Here is a 22,338-nt window from a genome sequence, read left to right on the forward strand (position 1 = left end):
CACCCGCTCAGGTGCCCGACAGTCGCCCGGCCAGCCAGTCCGCCGCCGCGTGCGCCCGCTCGGGACCGGCCACGGCACGGACCAGCAGCACGCCGTCGAGGGCCGCCAGCAGGCCGACGGCGGCCGCGGGGCGCTCGGCGTCGTCGACGTCGAGACGCGGCCCCACCCAGGCCAGCCAGTCCTCCGCGACCCGGCGGGCGAGGTCGGCGTAGGGCTGCCGCCCGCGCGCGGCCAGGCCCGACACCTCCAGGTACAGCCGGACGTGCGCCTCCGCTCCGGCGTCCTGCACCGACGCCCACAGGACCGGCAGGAGACGGCCGGGCGGGACGGCGTCACCGGGCAGGGCGGCGGCCAGGCCGGCCTGCAACTGCCGGCCGACCTCGTCGAGCACCGCGGACAGCAGGTTCTCCCGGGTGCCGAAGTAGTACAGGAGCATCCGGTCGCTGGTGCCCAGGGCCGCGGCGAGCGGGCGCAGCGACAGGGTGGTCACGCCCTCGCGGAGGACGTGCTCCACGGCTCCGGCCAGGTACGCCTCGCGCTGTCCCGGTTCCCTTGCCGCCGTCATGTAGCACACGCTACATTGAGCCCCGTGTAGCAGGTGCTACAGAACCCTCGGACGGAGGAGGCGGTCATGGACGGGACGACGGTGGCGACGCGGGTGGGACCCGTCCGGGTGCGGCAGACGGCGACCGGGGGAGGGCCGGTCGTGCTGGCGGTGCACGGGCTGCTGCTCGACGGCCGGCTGTGGGACGGCGTGGTCGGGGCGCTCGGGCCGGGGATCCGCGTCGTCGTCCCCGACCTGCCGCTGGGCGCCCACCGCCGTCCGGTGCCCGACCGGTCGGCGCTGACGCCGGAGACGGTCGCCGCCGCGCTGCTCGACGTCCTCGACGGGGTCGACGCCGACACCGCGGTGCTGCTCGGCAACGACACCGGGGGAGCGCTCGCCCAGCTGGCCGCCGCGGCCGCGCCCGGACGGGTGGCGGGGCTGGTGCTCGCTGGGTGCGACGCGTTCGAGCACTTCCCGCCCCCGCTGCTGCGCCCACTGCCGCGCGCCGTCCGCGTCCCGGGTGTGGCCGCGGCCGTCGTGCGCGTCCTCGGCGTCCCCCGGCTGCTCGCCGACCCGGGCCGGGTCAACCTCTTCAGCGCCCGCGGCCTCGGCCGGTCGCTGGTCGCCGACCTGCTGCACCCCGCCCGCACCGACGCCGGGGTGCGGGCCGACCTCGCCGCGCTGGTCGCCGCGGTCCGGCGCGGACCCCTGCTCGACGCCGTCCCGGCGCTGGGCCGGCTCCGGGTGCCCGCCGCCGTCGTCTGGGGCCGGCGCGACCGCGTCTTCCCGCCCGGCGACGCCGAGCGGCTGGCCCGGCTGCTGGGGACGGAGGTCACCTGGCTCGACGACGCCCTGACGTTCGTGCCGTGGGACCGGCCCGACGCGGTGGCCGCGGCCGTGCGCGACGTCGTCGGCGCCGTGGTGGCCTGACCGTCAGACGTCGGCGCCGAGGGCGACCTCGGGCTTGGGGAACCGCCAGCGGCGGATCATCGTGGCGCGGCTGACGCCGTACCAGACCACGCCCTTGGTCGCCTTCTGGTCGGGGAACCGCCGGGCGACCTCCCGCTTGATCCGCCGGCCGAGGAACACCGAGTCGACGATGATCACCAGGAAGAAGAGGAACCAGAGCAGCACCGTGTAGTTCTGCACCGCCGGGCTGGGGATGAAGTAGCCGACGAGGACGAGCGCGGCGACCGGCAGGAAGTAGCTGCCGGCGTTGCGGCGGGCGTCGACGAGGTCGCGGACCAGCCGGCGGACCGGGCCGCGGTCGCGGGCCGGCAGGTAGGAGTCGTCGCCGCGGGCCATCCCGGCGCGGGTGTCGGCGCGACGCTGCGCCTGCTGCTGGCGCGCGCGTGCGTAGGCCTCCTTGCGCGTGGTGGGCGGAGGCGGAGGCGGTCCGGGACGGCGCCCCTGGGCCTCGGTGCGCCTGGGCGTGGGCCGGCCCTTGCCGCCGGACTTCACCAGCGCGACGCCGTCGGCGGCGGTGTCCGGGGCGGTCTCGGTCGCCGTCGTCACGCGGTCCCGGCGCCCGGGCAGGCGGAGCTTCACGACCGTGCAGTCTACGGCGCCCCGCGCAGGGGACTGGCCCGCGCGGCCGCGCGCCGTACAGTGGAACAGGCTCCGCCACGGCGGTGTTGGCAGCGGCAGGGAGTGCCGCAACGGACGCCCTCGGATGTGGGAGGACAGAACATGACGGTGCAGGACACCGAGACCCCCGGCAGCACCGGCGTGCTGCTCAGCGAGCCGGCCGCCTCGAAGGTCAAGGCGCTGCTGGACCAGGAGGGCCGCGACGACCTGCGTCTGCGCATCGCCGTCCAGCCCGGTGGCTGTTCCGGCCTGCGCTACCAGCTCTTCTTCGACGAGCGGTTCCTCGACGGCGACCAGACCTACGAGTTCGGTGGCGTCGAGGTCATCGTCGACCGGATGAGCGGCCCGTACCTGGGCGGCGCGGTGATCGACTTCGTCGACACCATCGAGAAGCAGGGCTTCACGATCGACAACCCCAACGCGCAGGGCTCCTGCGCGTGCGGCGACAGCTTCCACTGAGGGGTGGACCCCGTCGCCCCCGGGGGCACCCTCCCCGCGCCCCGGGACCCTGCTACGGGGCCTTTCCAGCACGGCCCCACCAACGGCCCCCGTCCCCACCGGGGAGGGGCGCCGTTCTGCGTTCTCAGAGCGTGACCGGGTAGTGCGTCTCCGGGACGTCGACGACGATCCGGTCCTCGACGAAGATCCCGTGCCACACCATGAACACCAGCACCGACCACAGCTGACGGGCGACCCGCTTGCTGGGCACCTCCTCGGCGCGCAGGCGGTCGAGCAGGCCGAGGACGACGTCGCGGTCGAGCCACTGCTGGGTCTGGCTGTCGGTGACGATGCCGCGGGCCCACTCGTGCAGCGGGCCGGCGAGGAACTCCGCGGTCGGCACCGGGAAGCCCAGCTTGCGCCGGTTCATGATCCGCGGCGGCACGATCTGCCGCATCGCCTGGCGCAGCGCGTACTTGGTGGCGTCCCCGCGCCGCGGCACCCGCTGCCCGACCGGCAGCGAGCTCGCGATCGCGAACACCTCGGGGTCGAGGAAGGGCACCCGCAGCTCCAGCGAGTTGGCCATGGTCATCTTGTCGGCCTTGACCAGGATGTCGCCGCGCAGCCAGGTGAACAGGTCGACGTACTGCATCGCCGTCACGTCGTCGTAGCCGGCCTCGCGGGTGCGCCGGTACAGGTCCTCGGTCACCGCGACGTGCGACAGGTCGGGGTCGCGGCCGGGCAGCAGCGCGGCGAGCTCGTCGTCGCGCATGTTGCGGGCGTTGCCGTAGTACCGCTGCTCGAGCGGGGTCGACGCGCGCCGCAGCAGGTCCTGCCCGCGCACGCCCTCGGGCAGCAGGTCGGCGATCCGGGCCATCGCCCCGCGGGCGGCCGGGGGCAGCCCCGAGGCCCAGGCCAGGCTGATCGGCTCGCGGTAGATGGTGTAGCCGCCGAACAGCTCGTCGGCGCCCTCGCCCGACAGCACCACCTTGACGTGCTTGCGGGCCTCGCGGGCGACGAAGTACAGCGGCACGAGCGCTGGGTCGGCCACCGGGTCGTCGAGGTACCAGACCACCTCGGGGATGGCCGCGGCGAACTCCTCGGCGGTGACCTCCACCGGCACGTGCTTCACGCCCAGGATCGACGCCGACTCCGCGGCGATCTCGACCTCCGACTGCGCCTGCCGCTGGAAGCCGACGGTGAAGGTCATCAGGTCGGGGTTGTAGCGGTGCGCCAGCGCGGCGATCGCCGTGGAGTCGATGCCGCTGGAGAGGAACGACCCGACGGTGACGTCGGCGCGCATGTGCTTGGCCACCGACTCGTCGAGGACGGCGGCGATGCGGTCGTACAGCTCCTGCTCGCCGCCGGCGGGCACCGGCCGCGGCTGCCAGGCCGGGTGGAAGTAGCGGCTGGTGGCCAGCTCGCCGTCGACGACGGTGAAGCTGGTGCCGCTCTCGATCCGCCGGATGCCGTGGTGCAGGGTCGCCGGCTCGGGGACGTACTGCAGCGTGAGGTAGTGCTGCAGGGACGCCGGGTCGACGCCGCCCGCCGCCGCGCTGCCGCCGAGCAGCTGCAGCAGCGCCTTCTTCTCCGAGCTGAAGACCAGCCCGCCGTCGGCGAGGCGCGCGGTGAACAGCGGCTTGATGCCGAAGGGGTCGCGGGCGCCGAACGCGGTGCCGGTCTGGGTGTCCCAGATGACGAAGGCGAACATCCCGCGCAGCCGCCGGACGACGTCCTGGCCCCACAGGTGGTACCCCGCGACGATGGTCTCGGTGTCGCCGTGGGTGGCCAGCTGCAGACCGGCCGCCTGCAGCTCCTCGCGCAGCTCGACGTAGTTGTAGATCTCGCCGTTGAACAGGATCCGGTAGCGGTCACCGGCGTAGGGCAGCGGCTGCGGGCTGCCCTCGACGTCGATGATCGACAGCCGGTTGAAGCCCAGGACGACGTGGCCGTCGGACCACACCGCGGTGTCGTCGGGGCCGCGGTGGTGCAGGCAGTGCAGTGCCTCGCGGACGTCGTCGACGTGGGTCTCGGAGACCCGGGGCGCGTCGGTGGACAGGTAGGCCAGCAGGCCGCACATGGGCGCAGGTCTCCCGGGGGATCGTGCCCGGCCGGTGCCGGACGGGGTCAGAGGCGCTCGCCGGCGCGGGTCGTGCGGGTGGCGATCCGCTCGGCGACGAAGGACAGGATCGGGACGGTGCCGGCGACCAGCACCAGGACGGTCCCGCGCAGGGTCCACCGGGCGCGCAGCGCGAGGTCGCAGGCGGTCAGGAAGAAGATCGCGTAGAGCCAGCCGTGGGCGGTGCCGATGACCGCGACCGGTCCGTCGAGGCCGGCGGCGTACTTGAGCGGGACGGCGACCAGGACCAGCGCGATGAGCAGCACGCCGACGATCCAGGCCATCACCCGGTACCGGGTCAGGGCGGCGGGGACGTCCCTGCCGACGCGGCGGGCCAGCGCCCGGGGGAGCCGGGACCGCGCCGTGGTCTGCGCGGCGGACTGCTCAGCTGCCACCGGGACCCCGCTGGCCCAGCGCCCGCTCGTTGAGCTCGGCGAGGTAGGCGTTGTAGGCGGCCAGCTCGGGGTCGCCGGTGGTGTCGATCCGCGGCCGCTGGTAGAGCACCACGGCGTTGCCGGGCTCGTCCTCGTCGGGGTCGCGGCGCAGTTCCTCGCGCACCATGCGCACGTAGAACCACAGGCCCATGAACCCGTAGAGCGGCCACTGCAGCGCGTAGCTCCAGTTGACCGCACCGCCGCCGTTCTCGGCCTTGCCCAGCTGCCAGGCGCCGAGGAAGAAGGTGGCGACGAACAGGGCGGCGACCAGCAGGTGCAGGAGCACCCACCTCGGGGTCAGCAGCCGCGTCCACACGCTTCCGACTCTAACCGCCCCGCCGGGTCCGACGGCGGCTCCGGGCGGACACCGGGCGTGCGCGGGCAGTGCATCTCGTCACCGCCGTCGTGTGCCGTCACCGCAGCCCCGGCCGACCCGCCGCTCCCGGGTCTCCGGTCGGCGGCCCCCGGGGGCGGTCGGATAGTCTCGGATCCGACTGGCGTCCGGCGCGAAGTCCGAGGTGGGGCACCCACCGGCGCGACGCCGGCAGAGCCGCCCGGGACGCCCGGGCGGAGGGACGAGGAGGCAGCGGGCAGTGGCTCGACGCAGCAGGCTCGCGCGGGTCGCCGCGCTCGGTCTCCTGGGGGTGCTCACCCTCACCGGGTGCGACCTCAACAACGAGTTCTGGCGCTTCGGTTTCCCCGAGGGCGTCACGGAGGAGGCCACCCAGGTCCGCGAGCTGTGGACCGGGTCGGTGATCGCCGCGCTCGTCGTCGGCTTCCTGGTCTGGGGGCTGATCATCTGGTCGGTCGTCTTCCACCGGAAGCGCGGCGACGAGCTGCCGCGGCAGACGGCCTACAACCTGCCGCTGGAGATCGCGTACTCCATCGTCCCGTTCGTCATCATCGCGGTCCTGTTCTTCTTCACCGTCTCGGTGCAGAACGACGTCCAGGAGCGCAGCGACGACCCCGGCGCCACGATCGCGGTCAACGCCTTCAAGTGGAACTGGCAGTTCGTCTACCCGGAGACCACCGGTGACGACGGCGAGCCGGTGAACACGGTCGGCTCCACCGACGAGATCCCGATCCTGGTCATGCCGGTCGACGAGGACGTCCGCTTCGAGGTCGCCTCCGCCGACGTCATCCACTCGTTCTGGGTGCCGGAGTTCCTCTTCAAGCTCGACGTCATCCCGGGCAACGAGAACGGCCGGGACAACGTGTTCGAGGTGCGCGCCACCGAGGAGGGCGCCTACGTCGGCCGCTGCGCCGAGCTGTGCGGCACCTACCACGCCTACATGAACTTCGAGGTCCGCGTGGTCAGCGCCGAGGACTACGAGGCCTACCTGGACGCCCGCGAGGCCGGCGAGTCCACCCGCGAGGCCCTGGAGTCCATCGGCCAGGACGGCGAGGCCACCACCACCCGTCCCTTCCGCGTGGGCGACGGGTACTACCAGCAGGCAGCCAACTGACGTGACCGGCGGAATCGACCACCGCACCGACGCTGCGCAGGGAGGACGACCGTGAAGGTCGAGGCGCTCATCTTCAACCTCATCGCGGTCTTCTGCATCGTCACCGCGGCCGTGTACGGCTTCTGGAGCCGCGAGCCGATCGGCACGACGGCGCTGATCCTGTCCGCGGGCCTCACCGGCCTGATCGGTGGCTTCTTCTGGTTCATCTCCCGGCGCATCGACGCCCGGCCGGAGGACCGCAAGGACGCCGAGATCGCCGAGGGCGCCGGTGAGCTGGGCTTCTTCAGCCCGGCCAGCTACTGGCCCTTCGGCATCGCGCTGGGCGCGGCCATCACCGGCTACGGCATGGCCTTCTGGTACTACTGGCTCATCGCCATCGGCGTGGTCGCGCTGCTGATCACCATCGGCGGCCTGCTGTTCGAGTACTACGTCGGGCAGAACGCGCAGTCCAGCTGACCGTCCCGACCTCTCGAGGGCCCTCTCCCGCACCGCGGGGGAGGGCCCTCGTGCGTCTGCGGGGCTCCCGGACGACGGTGACCGGGGCCCACCGGCGTCGGCTGTGTGGCCCCGGCCTCCCCGCCGGCAGGGGTCCACCCGGTGGTACGGGGGAGCGGAGGAGCGCCGTGCGGCCCCTCAGGGGCCGGGACGGGCGGGGGTGGACGGCAGCGAGGGGGCGGTCACGGAGCCGCCTGACCGACGGACGGGCAGCGGCTGGGGCGGTCGCGCCGCCCTGCGAACACCCGGCGGACGCCGCGTGGGGCGCCGGCGCAGACGGCCCGCGAGGACCGGCGGCCGGGGAGCGGGGACCGGTGGCGCGGCCGGGCACACCGGGCGCCTGCCGCGTGGTCGTGCAGCCCGGCACGGAGAGGCCGGCCGGCACGGCCGGAGGACCTCCGTGGCCGCGTACGGCCCGCGAACGCAGCAGGGCCCCGGTGGAGAGACTCCACCGGGGCCCTGCTGGCCGCCCCTCTCAGGGCGTCGTGCTCAGTCGCGCGGCTCCTGAGGCCGGCCACCCTCGGACGGGCGGCCACCCTCGGAGGGACGCCCGCCGTCGGACGGGCGACCGCCCTCGGTGGGACGCCCGCTGGTGGTCAGCTCGCGGTGCGGGTCGGCCGGGGCCAGGCCCCGCTCCTCGCCGCGCTGCTCGAGCTCGACCGCCTGGGGCTCCTCGATGGGGGAGAAGAAGCCGCGGATGGCGCGCCGGGCGCCACCGACCTGGTTCATCTTCTTCGGCACCGGGGCGCCGCCGTAGGCGAGCTCGCCGTGGCCGTGCTCGTCGACCGGGCCGAGCGGCTGGTGGACCTCGATGAACTCACCGTGCGGCAGCCGGCGGATGACACCGGTCTCGATGCCGTGCTCGAGCACCTCGCGGTCGTGCTGCTGGAGACCCAGGCAGATCCGGTAGGTGATCACGTAGGCGATCGGCGGCAGGATGATCAGGCCGATGCGGCCGATCCACGTCATCGCGTTGAGGCTGATGTCGAACTTGTCGGCGATGACGTCGTTGGCGCCGGAGAGCAGCAGCACCACGTAGAAGGCGATCGCCATCATGCCGAGCGAGGTGCGCACGGGCACGTCGCGCGGGCGCTGCAGCAGGTGGTGCGACGCGGTGTCGCCGGTCAGCACCCGCTCCAGCATCGGGTAGGCGAGCAGGAGCGTGAAGATGATGCCCGGGAGCACCACGGTCGGCCAGAACAGCGCCGGGATGTTGTAGTTGCCCGGCAGGTAGATGTCCCAGGCCGGGAACAGACGCGTGGACCCGTCGAGGAACATCACGTACCAGTCCGGCTGCGAGGCGGCCGAGACCTGGGCGGGGTTGTACGGACCCCACAGCCACAGCGGGTTGATCTGCACCAGGCCACCGAGGGCGGCACACACCCCGAAGACGACGAGCAGCAGGCCGGTCGCCTTCCCGGCGAAGGTCGGGAAGAGCCGGTTGCCGACGACGTTGTGCTCCGTGCGGCCGGGGCCGGGGAACTGGGTGTGCTTCTGCTTGACCAGGATCAGCAGGTGCAGCGCGATCAGCCCGAGGATGATCGCCGGGATGATGAGCACGTGGGCGATGTAGAGCCGCCCGACGATCAGGTCACCGACGTAGTCACCGCCGAACACCGCCCAGTGCGCCCAGGTGCCGATGACCGGGATCGACAGGATGATCGCCGACATGATCCGCAGGCCGGTGCCCGAGAGCAGGTCGTCGGGCATCGAGTAGCCGGCGAAGCCCTCGAAGATGCCGAGGATCAGCAGCGTGACACCGATGAGCCAGTTGGTCTCCCGCGGCCGGCGGAACGCGCCGGTGAAGAAGATCCGCAGCATGTGGCAGACGATCGACGCCATGAACAGCAGCGCGGCCCAGTGGTGGATCTGCCGGATCAGCAGACCGCCGCGGACGTCGAAGGAGATGTCGAGCGTCGACGCGTACGCGATCGACATCTCGACGCCGCGCAGCGGCGCGTACGAGCCGTCGTAGGTGACCTCGGTCATCGAGGCCTGGAAGAAGAACGTCAGGTACGTGCCGGTGAGCAGCAGGATGATGAACGAGTAGAGCGCGATCTCCCCGAGCAGGAACGACCAGTGGTCGGGGAAGACCTTGTTCAGCGTCCGGCGCAGCGGACCGGCGACGATGAGCCGGTCGTCGACCTCGAGAGCGGCCCTGCCCGCGAGCGTCTTGGGCGCTCCCGGGGCGGTGGCGGTGCGAGCCATCAGATGCGCTCCCGGTTCCAGTAGGTGGGACCCACGGCCTCAATGTAGTCGCTGCGCGCGACGAAGAACCCCTCGTCGTCGACCGTGATGGGCAGCTGCGGCAGCGAGCGGGTGGCCGGGCCGAAGACCGGCTTGGCGCCCTGCGTGACGTCGAACTGCGACTGGTGGCAAGGGCAGAGGATGCGGCTGGTCTCCTGCTCGTACAGCGACACCGGGCAGCCGGCGTGCGTGCAGATCTTGGAGTAGGCCACGTAGTCGCCGTAGCCGAAGTCCTCCTGGCCCGCCCGCGGCACCGCCGCGTCCTGCTGCGAGGGACGCAGCCGGATCAGCATGGTGGCGACGTCGGTCTGCCGGTTGCCGCCGGGGACGGCCGGGAACACCGTCTCCAGCGAGCCGGGCACCTGGTCGCCGGGGCGGATCGGGGTGCCGTCGTCGCGGACCAGCCGCACGCCCTCGGCCCACGAGGTGGTGCCGAGCGGGTTGCCGCGGTTGGGGTTCTTGATGAGGCCGCCGAGCGGGGCGAGCAGCATCAGCCCGAGGCCGCCGCCCATGAACACCAGCGTCCGGGTGATCAGCTTGCGCCGCGCCAGGCCCGAGTTGTGCAGGCCGCCGACCAGGGTGGCGCCGGTGGTCACGCGGTCGAAGTGCGACCCGTCGTGCTTGTCCTGCACCGCCGTCTCGTGGGGCAGCAGCTTCTTGGTGTAGAGCACCAGCCCGACGCCGAAGAAGGTGAACGCCAGGCCCATGAGCAGGCCCAGCAGCGGCGTGTACAGGGTGCTGAAGGTGCTGCTGCCGAGCTCCCACTGCCAGTCGGGCAGGAACCAGCCGGCGCCGGCGTAGACCACGCAGAAGGCGAACGCCGACAGCCCGGCCAGGGCGAACATCAGCCCGACCTGGCGCACGGCGCGCTTCTCGACCGCCGAGCCGGGCTCGGGGCCCGGGTCGACGTGGAGGACCTCGACGTGGTCGTAGCGCGCGCCGAGCCGGTCGAGCTCCTCACGCGGCATCGCCGCGAGCTGCTCGGGGGTGTAGTCGTCGTCCGGGCCGCCGTAGAGCGGGCCGGGGGTGTCCGACCCGCCGGTGCTGCCGGGGCGGGTGTCGTGCGTGGTCACGCCTTGCTCCCCATCCAGAAGATCCCGAACATCAGCGCGGAGATGCCGACGACCCAGATGACGACGCCCTCGCCCACCGGCCCGATGCGGCCGATGCCGGCACCGCCCGGGTCGGGCATGTCGGTGACCGTCTGGATGTAGTTGATGATCGCCCGCTTGTCCTCGGGGGTGAGCTGGTTGTCCCCGAACACCGGCATGTTCTCCGGGCCGCTCAGCATGGCCGTGTAGATCTCGAGGTCGTTGGCGTCCTCGAGGCTCGGGGCGTACTTGCCCGAGGACAGCGCGCCGCCCTCGCCGACGAAGTTGTGGCAGGAGGCGCAGTTGAGCCGGAACAGCTCGCCGCCGGCCGCGAGGTCGCCGTCGCGCAGGTCGCCGGAGGGGAGCGTCGGGCCGCCGCCGTTGGCCTGCACGTAGGCCATCAGCTGGTCGATCTCCTCGTCGGAGAAGACCGCCGGCTTGTCGGGGGCCTGCGCGTCCTGGCGCACCAGCGGCATGCGGCCGGTGTGGACCTGGAAGTACACGGCGGCCTCGCCGACACCGATGAGCGACGGGCCGCGGTTGGGCACGCCCTCGAGGTTCTCGCCGTGGCAGCTGATGCAGCTGCGCTCGTACAGCTCCCGGCCGGCGGCCTCGGCGCTGGACTCGCTGCCCTCGGGCGCGGCCAGCGCGCCGGGCGCGACGACGGAGTACAGGGCGCCGGTGAGCACGAGGCCGGCCATCAGGCCGGCGACGTTGCCCAGCCGCCGCCGCTGCCTGGAGCGGCGGCGGACGCGGGCCGCCGCGGCCGGGGTGCCCTCGGCAGGACGGCGCGACCAGCGGGACCGGCGCGCGCCCTCGTCGGGCTGGGTGTCGGAGTGCGGGTTCGGAGTGGACACCGGTTCCCTAGCGGATCAGGTAGATCGTGGCGAAGAGCCCGACCCACACGACGTCGACGAAGTGCCAGTAGTAGGAGACCACGATCGCCGAGGTCGCCTGTGCCGGCGTGAAACGGCCCATGGTGGACCGGATGAGCACGTAGACGAACGCGACCAGGCCGCCGATGACGTGCAGCGCGTGGAAGCCGGTCGTCAGGTAGAACACCGAGCCGTACGTCGAGCTCGAGATCGACGTCCCGTGCTCGGTGACCAGCACCCGGTACTCGTTGAACTGGGCCAGGACGAAGACCAGGCCCATGACGAAGGTGATCGTGAACCACCGGCGCAGGCCGTAGACGTTGCCGCTCTCCGCCGCGAAGACGCCGATCTGGCAGGTGACCGAGGACGCCACCAGGATCAGCGTGAAGAACAGCGCGTAGGGCAGGTTCAGTTCGGTCGGTTCCGGGGGCCAGCCCTCGGTCGCGCGGGCGCGCGCGGTGAAGTACATGGCGAACAGCCCGGCGAAGAACATCAGCTCGCTGGAGAGCCAGATGATCGTGCCGACGCTGACCATGTTCGGTCGGGTCAGGGAGTGCACCCGCGAGGTGTCGAAGGTGCTGCTCGCCACGGGGGCCGTTGTCACGACGTCCATCATGGCATCGGTCGACGACGTGCACCGACCGTGGGTGGCACGGCGTGCCTGCACCGTGACCAGGCCGAGACCGTCCCCCGGACGGGCGTCGCGTCCCCCGGACCGGGCCCGCCCGGGCACTAGGCTGCCGGGCGTGATCGACGCGCCGGCCACCGTCCTCGTCTACAGCTCCCGGCCCGAGGTCCGCGAGGCCGTCCGCACCGCCGTGGGCCGCCGCCCGGCACCCGACGTCGGCCCCCTGCGGTGGGTCGAGTGCGCCACCGGGGAGGACGTCGTCGACACCGTCGACGGCGGCGGGGTGGACCTCGTCGTCCTGGACGGCGAGGCGCAGCCGACCGGTGGCCTCGCGCTGTCGCGGCAGCTCGTCGTCGAGGTCGCCGACCGCCCGGCGATCTGCGTGCTCATCGCCCGCCAGCCCGACCGGTGGCTGGCCCACTGGTCGCAGGCCGACGCCACGCTGGCCCTGCCGATCGACGCGCTGACCGCCCCCGAGGTCGTGGCCGGCCTGCTGCGCGAGCGGGCTGCCCGCGGCCCGCAGGCCCGACCTGCCCGCCGGTGAGCGCCCGCCCCGCCGCCGGACCCACGTGGCCCGGCCTGCTGTCGCGCCTGCTCGCCGGTGAGGACCTCACCGCCGACGACACCGCCTGGGCGATGCGCGAGGTGATGACCGGCGAGGCCACCCCCGCCCAGATCGCCGCGTTCGCCGTCGCGCTGCGCGCCAAGGGCGAGGCGCCGGCCGAGGTCGCCGGGCTGGCCGCGACGATGCTGGAGCGGGCCACGCCGGTCGACCTGCCCGTCGCCACGGTCGACGTCGTCGGCACCGGCGGCGACGGCGCGCACACCGTCAACATCTCCACGATGGCCGCCGTCGTCACCGCGGCCGCCGGGGTCCCGGTGGCCAAGCACGGCAACCGCGCCGCCTCCTCGTCGTCGGGGGCCGCCGACGTGCTCGAGGCGCTGGGGGTCGTCATCGACCTCCCCGCCGCGGCGGTGGCCCACTGCGTGCGGGAGGCCGGCATCGGCTTCTTCTTCGCGCCGGTCTTCCACCCCGGCTACCGGCACACCGCGGCGCCGCGGCGGGAGATGGGCATCGGCACGGTCTTCAACTTCCTCGGCCCGCTGACCAACCCGGCCCGGCCGGTGGCCGCCGCGATCGGCTGCGCCGACCCGCGGATGGCGCCGGTGCTGGCGGAGGTGGTCGCCGCGCGGGGCAGCCGCGCGCTGGTGTTCCGCGGGGACGACGGCCTCGACGAGCTCACCACCGCGACGACGTCGCGGGTGTGGGTGGCGCGCGACGGCGCGGTCACCGCCGGGGTGGTCGACCCCGCCGAGCTGGGCATCGCCACCGCCGGCCCCGACGCGCTGCGCGGCGGGACCCCCGCGCACAACGCCGAGGTCTTCCGGCGGGTGCTCGCCGGGGAGCGGGGGGCGGTGCGCGACGCCGTGCTGCTCAACGCCGCCGCGGCGCTGGCCGCCGCCGACGAGCGCGGGGGCGAGCTGACCGCCGCGCTGGCCGACGGCACGGCGCGGGCCGCGGCCGCCGTCGACGACGGCCGGGCCGCCGCCCTGCTCGAGCGCTGGGTCGCCGTCAGCCGCGAGGCCGCTGGGGGCTGAGCTCCCGTCGCGAGGTGCTGGAACGGCCGCCCTCCAGGGGCCCGCGCCGAGCGGAGCGAGGCGTGGGGAGAGGGCGGTCCTCCGTCAGGCGCCGGACTCGAGGCCGAGGGAGAAGGCGGCCTCGAGGTCGTGCTTCGAGTAGGCGCGGAAGGCGATGTGCGTCTCGGTCTCCAGCACGCCGGGCACCTTGTTGATCCGCCCGGCGATCACCTCGGCCACCTGGTCGAACTCGCGGACCCGCACGATCGCGACGAGGTCGACCTCCCCGGCGGTCGAGTAGACCTCGCTGACGCCGTCGAGCTCGGCGATCGCGGCCGCCACCTCGGGGATCGCGTCGGTGGCGGCGTCGACCATCACGATGGCGGTGATCACGCCGGCGATGCTATCCGTGACCCCTGCGGACCGCCGACGACCGACGGGCCCGCGACGATGCGCTCGGGGCGGGCGCGGGTGCCCAGCTGGCGGTCGTCGGCGAAGGGGTCGCGCAGCGCCCGGCCGGCGTCGACCCGAGCGAGGAAGCCGCTGAACCCGCCGGTGCCCGGCGCCGCGCAGGCCAGGGTGCCCTCCACCTCGACCAGCCGGGAGCCCGGCTTCTCCATCCAGCGCAGCACCAGCTCGGTCTCGTCGACCGAGGCGGCCAGCTCGCCGTCGGCGCCGGGGACGGTCTCGGCGGTGGCGCGCAGGACGGCCAGGGTGTCGCGCACCGACGTCCCCCGCGGGGCGCAGCCGGCCGACACCAGCCGGCCGCGGCGCACCACCGTGAGGTGCCAGCCGCCGTCGCCGTCGGGCCGGGCCAGGACGAACTCGGGGACGGCGGCCAGCGTCTGCAGCCGCTGCCGGCGGCGCACCGCCCGCACCAGGACCGCGACCCGGTCGCGCAGCACCGCGGCGTCCTCGTAGCGCTCCTCGGCGGCGAGCCGGTCGACGCGGTCGAGCAGCGGTTCGACCAGCGCCCGCGGGTCACCGGCCACCGCGCCCCGCAGCACCTCGGCGACCTCCGCGTACTCCTCGACCGACTGCGCGCCGGTGCACGGCGCGCCGCAGCGGCCCATCCCCGACAGCGCGCAGGCGCCGGTGCGCACCCGCGGCGACAGCCGGGCGGTGCACTGCCGCAGCGGCAGCGCCTCGTGGATGGCCGCCATCGCCATCTCGGCGGCCCGCCGGTCGGCGAAGGGGCCGAGGAAGACGCCGGCCCCGGGGCCCACCCGGCGCACCGCCGACAGCCGGGGGAAGGGCTCCTCGGTGAGCCGCAGCCACAGCGCCCGCTCGGGGAAGCGCGAGCGGCGGTTGTAGCGCGGCTTGTGCTCGGCGATCAGCCGCAGCTCCCGGACGGCGGCCTCAAGGTCGTGCGCGCACGGCACGGCGTCGACCCGCTGGGCCAGCGCCACCATCTCGGTCATCCGGCTGCGCTGCTCCCCGGAGGTGAAGTAGCTGCGGACCCGGGTGCGCAGGTCGTTGCTCGTGCCCACGTACAGCGGCTCGTCGCGCGGGCCGCGGAAGACGTACACCCCCGGGCCGGAGGGCACCGCGTCGGCCAGGTGCCGCTTGCGGCGCCGCTCCGGGTCGACCTGGCGGGTCAGGCCGGTGAGCTCCTCCAGCGACGTCACCCCGAGCGGGCCGAGCCGCTCGAACAGGCCGTGCAGGACGTCGACGGTGGCGCGGGCGTCGTCGAGGGCACGGTGGCAGGGCGCGGTGGAGGCGGAGAAGTACGGCGCGAGGGTGGCCAGCTTGCAGTTGGGCACCTCGTCGCGGGAGAGCAGCCGGCGGGCGAGGACGGCGGTGTCGACGGACGTGGCCGCGGGCCAGACGGTGCCGGTCTGCTCGCAGGCGGCCCGGAGGAAGCCGAGGTCGAACGGCGCGTTGTGGGCCACCAGGACGGCGCCGCGGGCGAACTCGAGGAAGGCCGGCAGCACCGCGGCGATGCGCGGGGCGGTGGCCACCATCGCCGTCGTGATGCCGGTGAGCACGCTGATGTAGGGCGGCACCTCGCAGCCGGGGTCGACCAGCGTCTGGAACTCCCCGAGCACCTCGCCGCCGCGCACCTTCACCGCGCCGATCTCGGTGATCGCGCAGTCCTTCGGCGACCCCCCGGTGGTCTCCAGGTCGACCACGACGAAGGTGACGCCGGCCAGCGGGGTGCCGAGCTCGTCGATCGTGGTCTGGACCGGCGGCAGCGGCTCGTGCGGGGCCGGGCGGGAGCGGGGGAGCGGGCGGTCACCGTGGGCCGGTGCCTGTGCGTGTCGCGGCGACCGGGACCCGGCGCCGTCGGCGGGGAAGAGCACGGCGGGACGGTAGGCCGGGGGTCGGACAGTCCCGGGGAGGAGGGGGTCGCCGGCGGCCGACTCCGGGCGACGCGCCGGGCGACGCGCCGGGCCTCCGGACCCGGAGGGAGGAGCGGTGCGCGGAACGCTTGCGGGACGACGGCGGCGCGGACGACGATCCCCGGGCGGACCGTACGGTCCGGTCTCGCGGGGGGTGGTGCGGTGCGCCTGTGGTCCCGGTCGCGCGTGCTGCGCCGGGCCGCGCCCCTGACGCTGGTGACCGCGGCGGTGCTGGTGGCGCTGCCGCTCGCCGGACCGGCCGCCGCGACCCCCAGTGACCAGCCCGGGGGCACCAGCGGCGTCCTCGACAGCGAGGCCCTCGACCGCCTGCAGCAGCGGGCCGCCGAGGTGCAGGCCGACCTGCGGCAGCGGCAGACCGAGGTCGCGGCCGCGCAGCAGGCGCTGGCCGACGCGCAGGCCGGCGTCGACGCCGCCCGGGCCGCGGTGACCGCCGCGGAGGAGGAGCTGGCGCGCCACCAGGACGACGTCGCCCGGTACGCCTCGGCGGCCTACCGCGACGGCGGCGCGTTCTCCCCGCTGAGCGTCCTGCTCTCCGGCGGCGACCCCGGCGACCTCGCCGCCGCGCTGGGCTACCTCGACGCCGTCGACGACCACGCCGCCGCGGTGGTGACCGCCGCGGAGCACCAGCGCCGAGCCGCCGTGGCCGAGCAGGCCGCCGCCGACGCCGCCCTCGCCGAGGCGCGGCAGCGGACCGACGCGCTCGGCGCCCAGGTCCGCGACCTCGAGGCGGCCGCGGACGCGGTCACCGGCGAGCTCGACGCCGCGCTGAGCGACGTCGACCGGCAGCTGTCGGACCTGCAGCAGCACCAGCTCGACGTCAACCGGCAGACGGCGGCCAACTGGCACGCCCACCTCGACCAGCTCGCCGCGGCGGGGGTGGCCTCGCCGCCGGCCGCGGACCTGCTCGACCCCGCGGGCGCCCTGCCGGACGGGCTGGTGCCGGTCGGGTCCGCGTCGGGGGGCGCCCAGCGCGGTGCGGCGCAGTTCCCCCGCGAGCCGACGTCGTTGCTCGTGCTGCCGGCGCAGACGGTCGCCGCCGTCACCGCGGCCATGGACGCCCTGGGCCGGCCCTACGCGCCCGGGACGGCCGGCCCGGACTCGTGGGACTGCGGCTCGCTGGTCTCCACCGTCTACGGCTCGGCGGGGGTCGCCCTGCCCGCCGACCAGGCCGGTCTGTTCGCCGTCACCGTGCCGGTCGACCTCGCCGACGTCCTGCCCGGTGACCTGGTGTTCCTCGGGACGCCGGAATCCGGCCTGGGCCACGTCGGCATCGCCCTCGACCGCGACACGATGCTGGCCGCCGACGCGCGGGCCGGCGCGGTCGTCGTCCGCCGGCTGCCGGCCGACGAGGTGCTGCACGTCGGGCGGCCGAGCCTGGGCACCCGCCCGGAGGAGTCCGCCCCGGGGCCGTCGGACGGCGCGCTGCGCGTCGAGTGCGGCAACACCGTGTACCCGCCGAGCTTCGACGGGGCCCGGGCCTGGGGCGGGTACCCCAACGGCCTCATCCCGCCGAGCGCGCTGTGTCCGCTGGGGGCCGGCGGGCACTCGCTGCGCTGCGACGCCGCCGCGGCCTACCGGGCGATGAGCGGGGCGTTCGCCGCGCAGTTCGGCGAGCCGATCTGCATCACCGACTCCTACCGGACCTACGCCGGGCAGGTCCGGCTCTACGGCGAGAAGCCGGCCCTGGCCGCGGTCCCGGGCACCAGCAACCACGGCTGGGGGCTGGCGGTCGACCTGTGCGGCGGCATCCAGACCTTCGGCACCGCCCAGTACGCGTGGATGGTCGCCAACGCCGGCCGGTTCGGCTGGCTGCACCCCACCTGGGCCGATCCCGGCAACGGCCGCGAGGAGCCCTGGCACTGGGAGTACGCGGGCAGCTGACCGGGGACTGTCGGTGGCCGTCCCTAGCGTGCGCGGCGACCGACAGGCAGACCCGTCCCGGCCGCGACCCGTTCCCCGGGGCGGCCGGGGCACCGGAGGGACAGGCCATGCTCATCGACTGCGACAGCTGCACCGCGCGCGGCACCGGGTGTGCCGACTGCGTCGTCACCGTCCTGCTCGGCGCGCCACCGGCACGGCGGGCCACCTCGCCGGTGTTCCTGCCGGTCCCGCCCGTCCCGGCCGCCGAGGACGCCGTCGTCGCCCGACCGGGTGTGGTGGTGGACCTCGACGACGTCGAGCGGCGTGCGGTGCGGGCGCTGGCCGAGGGCGGCCTGGTGCCTCCGCTGCGTCACCGCCCGGCCGGCCGGCGCCGCACCGGCTGAGCCGCAGGTGGACGCCGTGCGGGGTACACACCGGAGTGGCGTCGTGGCTCACTGTGCGTGTTCTCACAAACCGCAGGGGGCCCGTTTGTCACGACCTCACCACGTCCGTAGTGTGGCCGCGGCCGGCCGGGTGGTCGTCACCTCACGTGAGGTGACCTCGGCTGGTGACCGCCGAGTCGCCGGACGCCGCCTGCGGGTGTGCGCGAGGTGAGCCGGGGACCCACCGCAGCACTGGGGTGAGTTCTCGCGTGTCCCGGTCCACCGGGGCACGCGGATAGGGCACGTCTTCCCAGCCCGAACCCGTCAGCTAACTCGGTAGGCGGTTGCTGAGGAAGAAACGGAGAGCCGCCGCCCGTGGCGACCCCCCGCCCCTCCCTGGGGCATGCCCGCGCACAGTCCACCTCCTCCGCACCCGCGACCGCGCGCATCGCCGGTCCGCACCGCCCCTCCCGGCACCGGCTCCTCGGCCGGGTCGCCCTCGCCGGCACCGCCGCCGCCCTGACCGTGGCCCTGCTGCCCGGCACCGCGGTCGCCGACCCCGAGCGGGCCACCACCTCCGAGCAGGCCGCCGAGCTCGCCGCCGACGCCGGCCGCCGCCTCGAGGCGGTCAGCGAGCGGGTCAACGAGGCCCGGGAGGTGCTCGCCCAGCAGCAGGCCGCCGCCGAGGCCGCCGACCGCGCCCTCGCCGACGCGCAGGCGCAGCTGCAGGCCCTCGACGGGCAGATCCGCGAGGTCGCCCGCAGCGCCTACACCAGCAGCAACGACACCTTCGCCCAGCTGGACCTGCTGATGACCAGCGACTCCGCCGAGGACTTCGTCAGCTCGCTGGCCACCCTCGACCGCATCGCCGGTCACACCACCGACGTCCTCGCCCGGGTCGGCGAGGCCGCTGCGGCGGCGGAGCAGGCCCAGCGCGACGCCGACGCCGCCGAGGCCGAGGCGGAGGCCACGCTCGGCGACCTCACCGCCCAGGAGCAGCGGCTCGAGGACGACATCGTCGACTACCGGGCCCAGTTCGACGCGCTCACCGAGGCCGAGCGGCAGGCGGCCCTGGCCGCCCAGGCCGGCGCCGCGGCCGCAGCGGCCGAGGCCGCAGCGGCCGAGGCCGCAGCGGCCGAGGCCGCCGCAGCCGGTGCTGCAGCCGGTGCCTCCGCTGCCGAGGCGCCGGCCGCGCCGGCCGGCGGGGCGCCCGCCGCGGCCGCTCCGGCCGCCGCCGCGCCGGCGGCCGCCGCCCCGGCCCCGGCGGTCTCCGCGTCCGGCGGGGGTAGCGGCGCCGCACAGACGGCGGTGCAGACGGCGCTCGCGCAGGTCGGTGACCCCTACGTGTGGGGCGCCGGCGGGCCGGACGCGTTCGACTGCTCGGGCCTGACCCAGTACGCCTACGCGGCGGCCGGGATCAGCCTCCCGCACTCCAGCAAGATGCAGTCGCAGATGGGCACCGCGGTCTCCCGCTCGGAGCTGCAGCCGGGTGACCTGATCTTCTACTACAGCCCGGTCAGCCACGTCTCGATGTACATCGGCAACGGGCAGATGGTGCACGCCTCCACCTCCGGCGTGCCGGTGAAGGTGGTCTCCGTCGACTCGATGGGCGGCATCACCGCCATGCGCCGCATCGCCTGACAAAGGACCACCCTTCCCCCCACGCCTCGCAGGCTCGGCGCGGGCCCCTGAAGGGTGGCCGTTCCAGCACGTCGCCAGGGCCGGCGACCCAGTGGGTCGCCGGCCCTCGGTGTCCCTCCCGGCCTCGGACGGCCGGGGGGCCCGCACGCCTAGGATCGGCGGGGTGAGCTGGGCGGGCGGGTCGGGGACCCGCCGGGCGGCCCTCCTCGTCGCGGCCGTGCTGGGCGCGGCGTTCGTGGTCGTCGTCGCCGTCCGCACCCCCTGGGCGCCGCTGCCCACCCCGCCCGGGGGCGCGACCCCGCTCAGTGCCGACGCCGGCCTGCCGGCCGAGGCGGTGCGCCGGGCCGAGGCGTTCGTCGCCGCCATCCGTCCGGCCTCGCTCACCGGCCTGGTCCTCGGGCTCGCCGTCTCGGCGGTGCTCGGTCTCACCCGCCTGGGCAGCCGGCTGGTCACCGCCGTGGGCCGCCTCGTCGGCCGCCGCCGGTCCCTGACGGTGCTCCTCGGCACGGTCGTGCTGGTCGTCCTCGGCCGGCTGGTCACGCTGCCGCTGTCGGCGTACGGGGAGGTCGTCCGGCACCGCTACGGGCTGTCGACCCGGTCGTGGCCGCTGTGGCTGCGCGACGTCGCCCTCTCCACCGCCATCGACGCCGGCCTGACCGCGCTCGCCCTGCTCGCCCTGGTGACCCTCGCCCGCCGGGCGCCGCGCACCTGGTGGGCGTGGGCCGCGGCCGGCGCGGCGGGCCTCGTGGTCGCCGGCTCCTTCCTCTACCCGGTGGTCATCGAGCCGGCGTTCAACCGGTTTGAGTCGCTGCCGGCGAGCCCGCTGCGCACCGACCTGCTGGAGCTGGCCGAGGCCAGCGGCAACCCGGTCCAGGACGTCCTCGTCGCCGACGCCTCCCGCCGGACGACGTCGCTGAACGCCTACGTCTCCGGCTTCGGCTCCACCCGCCGCGTCGTCGTCTACGACACGCTGCTGGCCGAGGTGCCCGACGAGGAGATCGAGTCGATCGTCGCCCACGAGCTCGGGCACGTGGCCAATGACGACGTCCTCACCGGCACCCTGCTGGGCGCACTCGGCGCCGCCGCGGCGGTGGCGCTGCTGGGCTGGCTGCTGACCTGGACGCCGCTGCTGCGCCGCGCCGGCGCGGACTCGGCGGCCGACCCGCGCGTGGTGCCGCTGGTGCTGCTGCTGAGCGCCGTCGGGTCGCTGGTGGCCACGCCGGTGCAGAACCTGGTGTCGCGCCACGTGGAGGCCCGGGCCGACCTGTACGCCCTCGACCTCACCGGCGACGCGGCGGCGTTCGTCGCGGTGCAGCGGCGGCTGTCGGAGACCAACGTCTCCGACCCCAGCCCGCCGGCGGTGTGGCAGTGGTTCTTCGGCTCGCACCCGACACCGGCGGAGCGGGTCGCGATGGCGCAGGACTGGCTGCGGCTGGGCGAGCGGTGAGCCGCACGCTCGTCGTCACCAACGACTTCCCGCCGCGGCAGGGCGGCATCCAGACCTTCGTCGCCGCGCTGCTGGAACGCCGTCCGCCCGACTCGCTGGTCGTCCTCGCCTCCCGCTCCCCGGGCTGGCAGGCCCACGACGCGGGGCTGCCCTACCGGGTGGTCCGCCGCCCGACGGGGGTGCTCCTGCCCACCCCCGCCACCGCGCGCGCCGCCGCCGGGCTGGTCGCCGAGCACGGCTGCGACACCGCCTTCTTCGGTGCCGCCGCCCCGCTGGGCCTGCTCGCCCCCGGCCTGCGCGCGGCCGGGGTGCGGCACCTGGTGGGCGCCACGCACGGCCACGAGACGGGCTGGGTGGCGCTGCCCGGTGCCCGGCAGCTCCTGCAGCGGATCGCCGGCGGCCTCGACGTGCTGACCTACATCAGCGACTACACCCGCAGCCGCCTGGAGCCGGCCCTCGGCGGGCGCACCCGGCTCGCGCAGCTCTCACCCGGCGTCGACGTCGACCGGTTCGGCCCGGCCGCCGACGGGACCGCGGTGCGCCGCCGGTACGGGCTGGGGGAGGGGCCGGTGGTGGTCTGCGTGTCCCGGCTGGTGCGCCGCAAGGGGCAGGACGTGCTGGTGGCGGCGTGGCCGCGGGTGCTGCAGCGCCACCCGGGCGCCCGGCTGCTGCTGGTCGGCGGGGGACCCGACGAGACGCGACTGCGGCGGGCGGTGACCGCGCGCGGGCTGCAGGCGTCGGTCGTGTTCACCGGCGCGGTGCCGACGGCGCAGCTGCCCGGGCACTACGCCGCCGGCGACGTGTTCGCGATGCCCTGCCGCACCCGCCGCGGCGGCCTCGACGTCGAGGGGCTGGGGATGGTGTACCTGGAGGCCGCGGCGTGCGGCCTGCCGGTGGTGGCCGGCACCTCCGGCGGGGCGCCGGAGGCGGTCCGCGACGGCGAGACCGGCACCGTGGTCGGCGACCCGCGCTCGCCGGAGGCGGTGGCCGCCGCGGTCACCGCGCTGCTCGACGACCCCGCACGGGCCCGGGCGATGGGCGCGGCCGGGCGGGCGTGGGTCGAGCGCCGCTGGTCCTGGACGACGATCGCCGCCACCTTCGCCGGGCTGCTCGAGCCCTGAGACGCCGCGGGCCCCCTC

General features: G+C 75.0%; 22 protein-coding genes and 1 riboswitch. Of the genes, 11 read left to right on the top strand and 11 right to left on the bottom strand.

What is annotated here, in order from left to right; translation table 11 throughout:
- Positions 1-7: 7 nt before the first annotated feature.
- Positions 8-565 (bottom strand): TetR/AcrR family transcriptional regulator, encoded by a 558-nt coding sequence (locus ACI8AD_RS08295; protein WP_456870055.1) that lies wholly within the window; start codon positions 563-565, stop codon positions 8-10.
- Between the two features lie 66 nt (positions 566-631).
- On the opposite strand from ACI8AD_RS08295, the gene ACI8AD_RS08300 reads away from it, so the two are divergent.
- Positions 632-1,477, top strand: a complete 846-nt coding sequence (locus ACI8AD_RS08300) for an alpha/beta fold hydrolase (protein WP_456870056.1) — start codon at positions 632-634, stop codon at positions 1,475-1,477.
- Positions 1,478-1,480: 3 nt separating this feature from the next.
- Here ACI8AD_RS08300 and ACI8AD_RS08305 read toward each other — a convergent pair whose 3' ends face one another.
- Positions 1,481-2,095 carry a DUF3043 domain-containing protein gene (locus ACI8AD_RS08305; protein ID WP_456870057.1) on the bottom strand — a complete coding sequence of 205 codons (615 nt, stop codon included), beginning with the start codon at positions 2,093-2,095 and terminating at the stop codon, positions 1,481-1,483.
- 141 nt (positions 2,096-2,236) lie between these two features.
- Here ACI8AD_RS08305 and ACI8AD_RS08310 point away from each other — a divergent pair, with 141 nt between their 5' ends.
- Positions 2,237-2,593, top strand: coding sequence for a HesB/IscA family protein (locus ACI8AD_RS08310; RefSeq protein ID WP_091367274.1), 357 nt, complete (start codon positions 2,237-2,239; stop codon positions 2,591-2,593).
- 124 nt (positions 2,594-2,717) lie between these two features.
- On the opposite strand, the gene asnB is transcribed toward ACI8AD_RS08310, so the two are convergent.
- Genes asnB through ACI8AD_RS08325 form a run of 3 tightly spaced genes read right to left on the bottom strand, consistent with a single transcriptional unit; the run spans position 2,718 to position 5,441 of the window.
- Positions 2,718-4,652, bottom strand: coding sequence for an asparagine synthase (glutamine-hydrolyzing) (gene asnB, locus ACI8AD_RS08315; protein ID WP_456870058.1), 1,935 nt, complete (start codon positions 4,650-4,652; stop codon positions 2,718-2,720).
- Positions 4,653-4,699: 47 nt separating this feature from the next.
- Positions 4,700-5,086, bottom strand: coding sequence for a DUF3817 domain-containing protein (locus tag ACI8AD_RS08320; RefSeq protein WP_456870059.1), 387 nt, complete (start codon positions 5,084-5,086; stop codon positions 4,700-4,702).
- Positions 5,076-5,441: a metalloprotease gene (locus ACI8AD_RS08325; protein WP_456870060.1), complete on the bottom strand. Its 366-nt coding sequence runs from the start codon at positions 5,439-5,441 to the stop codon at positions 5,076-5,078. Before ACI8AD_RS08325 ends, ACI8AD_RS08320 begins: the two co-directional genes overlap by 11 nt.
- Positions 5,442-5,718: 277 nt before the next feature.
- On the opposite strand from ACI8AD_RS08325, the gene ctaC reads away from it, so the two are divergent.
- Both ctaC and ACI8AD_RS08335 read left to right on the top strand, forming a co-directional pair.
- A complete protein-coding gene (ctaC, locus tag ACI8AD_RS08330) occupies positions 5,719-6,591 on the top strand; it encodes an aa3-type cytochrome oxidase subunit II (protein WP_456870061.1) in 873 nt (290 codons plus the stop codon).
- Positions 6,592-6,642: 51 nt separating this feature from the next.
- Complete coding sequence (locus ACI8AD_RS08335; protein ID WP_456870062.1) at positions 6,643-7,047, top strand: cytochrome c oxidase subunit 4; 405 nt, start codon at positions 6,643-6,645, stop codon at positions 7,045-7,047.
- 528 nt (positions 7,048-7,575) lie between these two features.
- Here the strand turns inward: ACI8AD_RS08335 and qcrB are convergent.
- The 4 genes from qcrB to ctaE are packed head-to-tail and all read right to left on the bottom strand — an operon-like array spanning position 7,576 to position 11,903.
- A complete protein-coding gene (gene qcrB, locus ACI8AD_RS08340) occupies positions 7,576-9,294 on the bottom strand; it encodes a cytochrome bc1 complex cytochrome b subunit (RefSeq protein WP_456870063.1) in 1,719 nt (572 codons plus the stop codon).
- Complete coding sequence (gene qcrA, locus ACI8AD_RS08345; protein ID WP_456870064.1) at positions 9,294-10,406, bottom strand: cytochrome bc1 complex Rieske iron-sulfur subunit; 1,113 nt, start codon at positions 10,404-10,406, stop codon at positions 9,294-9,296. The genes qcrB and qcrA overlap by 1 nt, the downstream gene beginning before the upstream one ends.
- Positions 10,403-11,281, bottom strand: a complete 879-nt coding sequence (gene qcrC, locus ACI8AD_RS08350; RefSeq protein WP_456870065.1) for a cytochrome bc1 complex diheme cytochrome c subunit — start codon at positions 11,279-11,281, stop codon at positions 10,403-10,405. The genes qcrA and qcrC overlap by 4 nt, the downstream gene beginning before the upstream one ends.
- Positions 11,282-11,288: 7 nt before the next feature.
- Positions 11,289-11,903 carry an aa3-type cytochrome oxidase subunit III gene (gene ctaE, locus ACI8AD_RS08355; RefSeq protein ID WP_281252194.1) on the bottom strand — a complete coding sequence of 205 codons (615 nt, stop codon included), beginning with the start codon at positions 11,901-11,903 and terminating at the stop codon, positions 11,289-11,291.
- A 142-nt stretch (positions 11,904-12,045) separates the two neighbouring features.
- Here ctaE and ACI8AD_RS08360 point away from each other — a divergent pair, with 142 nt between their 5' ends.
- Positions 12,046-12,471 (top strand): hypothetical protein, encoded by a 426-nt coding sequence (locus ACI8AD_RS08360; RefSeq protein ID WP_456870066.1) that lies wholly within the window; start codon positions 12,046-12,048, stop codon positions 12,469-12,471.
- Positions 12,468-13,526: an anthranilate phosphoribosyltransferase gene (trpD, locus tag ACI8AD_RS08365; protein WP_456870067.1), complete on the top strand. Its 1,059-nt coding sequence runs from the start codon at positions 12,468-12,470 to the stop codon at positions 13,524-13,526. The genes ACI8AD_RS08360 and trpD overlap by 4 nt, the downstream gene beginning before the upstream one ends.
- Before the next feature lie 84 nt (positions 13,527-13,610).
- Here trpD and ACI8AD_RS08370 read toward each other — a convergent pair whose 3' ends face one another.
- Together ACI8AD_RS08370 and ACI8AD_RS08375 are read right to left on the bottom strand one after the other, a co-directional pair.
- Positions 13,611-13,898, bottom strand: coding sequence for an Lrp/AsnC family transcriptional regulator (locus ACI8AD_RS08370; protein WP_456870068.1), 288 nt, complete (start codon positions 13,896-13,898; stop codon positions 13,611-13,613).
- Entirely contained in the window at positions 13,895-15,808 is a 1,914-nt protein-coding gene (locus ACI8AD_RS08375; protein WP_456870069.1) for a DEDD exonuclease domain-containing protein, read from the bottom strand. Before ACI8AD_RS08375 ends, ACI8AD_RS08370 begins: the two co-directional genes overlap by 4 nt.
- A 201-nt stretch (positions 15,809-16,009) precedes the next feature.
- Between ACI8AD_RS08375 and ACI8AD_RS08380 the strand changes: the two genes are divergently transcribed.
- The 5 genes from ACI8AD_RS08380 (at position 16,010) to ACI8AD_RS08400 (ending at position 22,320) form a co-directional block, all read left to right on the top strand.
- A complete protein-coding gene (locus ACI8AD_RS08380) occupies positions 16,010-17,749 on the top strand; it encodes a D-alanyl-D-alanine carboxypeptidase family protein (protein WP_456870070.1) in 1,740 nt (579 codons plus the stop codon).
- A 107-nt stretch (positions 17,750-17,856) separates the two neighbouring features.
- Positions 17,857-18,132 carry a hypothetical protein gene (locus ACI8AD_RS08385; protein WP_456870071.1) on the top strand — a complete coding sequence of 92 codons (276 nt, stop codon included), beginning with the start codon at positions 17,857-17,859 and terminating at the stop codon, positions 18,130-18,132.
- A gap of 159 nt (positions 18,133-18,291) precedes the next feature.
- Positions 18,292-18,470: riboswitch (cyclic di-AMP (ydaO/yuaA leader) on the top strand.
- 16 nt (positions 18,471-18,486) lie between these two features.
- Positions 18,487-19,752: a C40 family peptidase gene (locus ACI8AD_RS08390; protein WP_456870072.1), complete on the top strand. Its 1,266-nt coding sequence runs from the start codon at positions 18,487-18,489 to the stop codon at positions 19,750-19,752.
- A gap of 163 nt (positions 19,753-19,915) precedes the next feature.
- Entirely contained in the window at positions 19,916-21,199 is a 1,284-nt protein-coding gene (locus tag ACI8AD_RS08395) for a M48 family metalloprotease (RefSeq protein ID WP_456870073.1), read from the top strand.
- Positions 21,196-22,320, top strand: a complete 1,125-nt coding sequence (locus ACI8AD_RS08400; protein ID WP_456870074.1) for a glycosyltransferase family 4 protein — start codon at positions 21,196-21,198, stop codon at positions 22,318-22,320. The genes ACI8AD_RS08395 and ACI8AD_RS08400 overlap by 4 nt, the downstream gene beginning before the upstream one ends.
- The last annotated feature ends 18 nt before the right edge of the window (positions 22,321-22,338 follow it).

The organism is Geodermatophilus sp. SYSU D00766, from assembly GCF_054049915.1.

Excerpts from the sequence above, each read along its gene's own strand:
- ACI8AD_RS08295 (WP_456870055.1), bottom strand. The coding sequence starts at position 565 with ATGACGGCGGCAAGGGAACCGGGACAGCGCGAGGCGTACCTGGCCGGA.
- ACI8AD_RS08300 (WP_456870056.1), top strand. The coding sequence starts at position 632 with ATGGACGGGACGACGGTGGCGACGCGGGTGGGACCCGTCCGGGTGCGG.
- ACI8AD_RS08310 (WP_091367274.1), top strand. The coding sequence starts at position 2,237 with ATGACGGTGCAGGACACCGAGACCCCCGGCAGCACCGGCGTGCTGCTC.
- asnB (WP_456870058.1), bottom strand. The coding sequence starts at position 4,652 with ATGTGCGGCCTGCTGGCCTACCTGTCCACCGACGCGCCCCGGGTCTCC.
- qcrB (WP_456870063.1), bottom strand. The coding sequence starts at position 9,294 with ATGGCTCGCACCGCCACCGCCCCGGGAGCGCCCAAGACGCTCGCGGGC.
- ACI8AD_RS08385 (WP_456870071.1), top strand. The coding sequence starts at position 17,857 with ATGCTCATCGACTGCGACAGCTGCACCGCGCGCGGCACCGGGTGTGCC.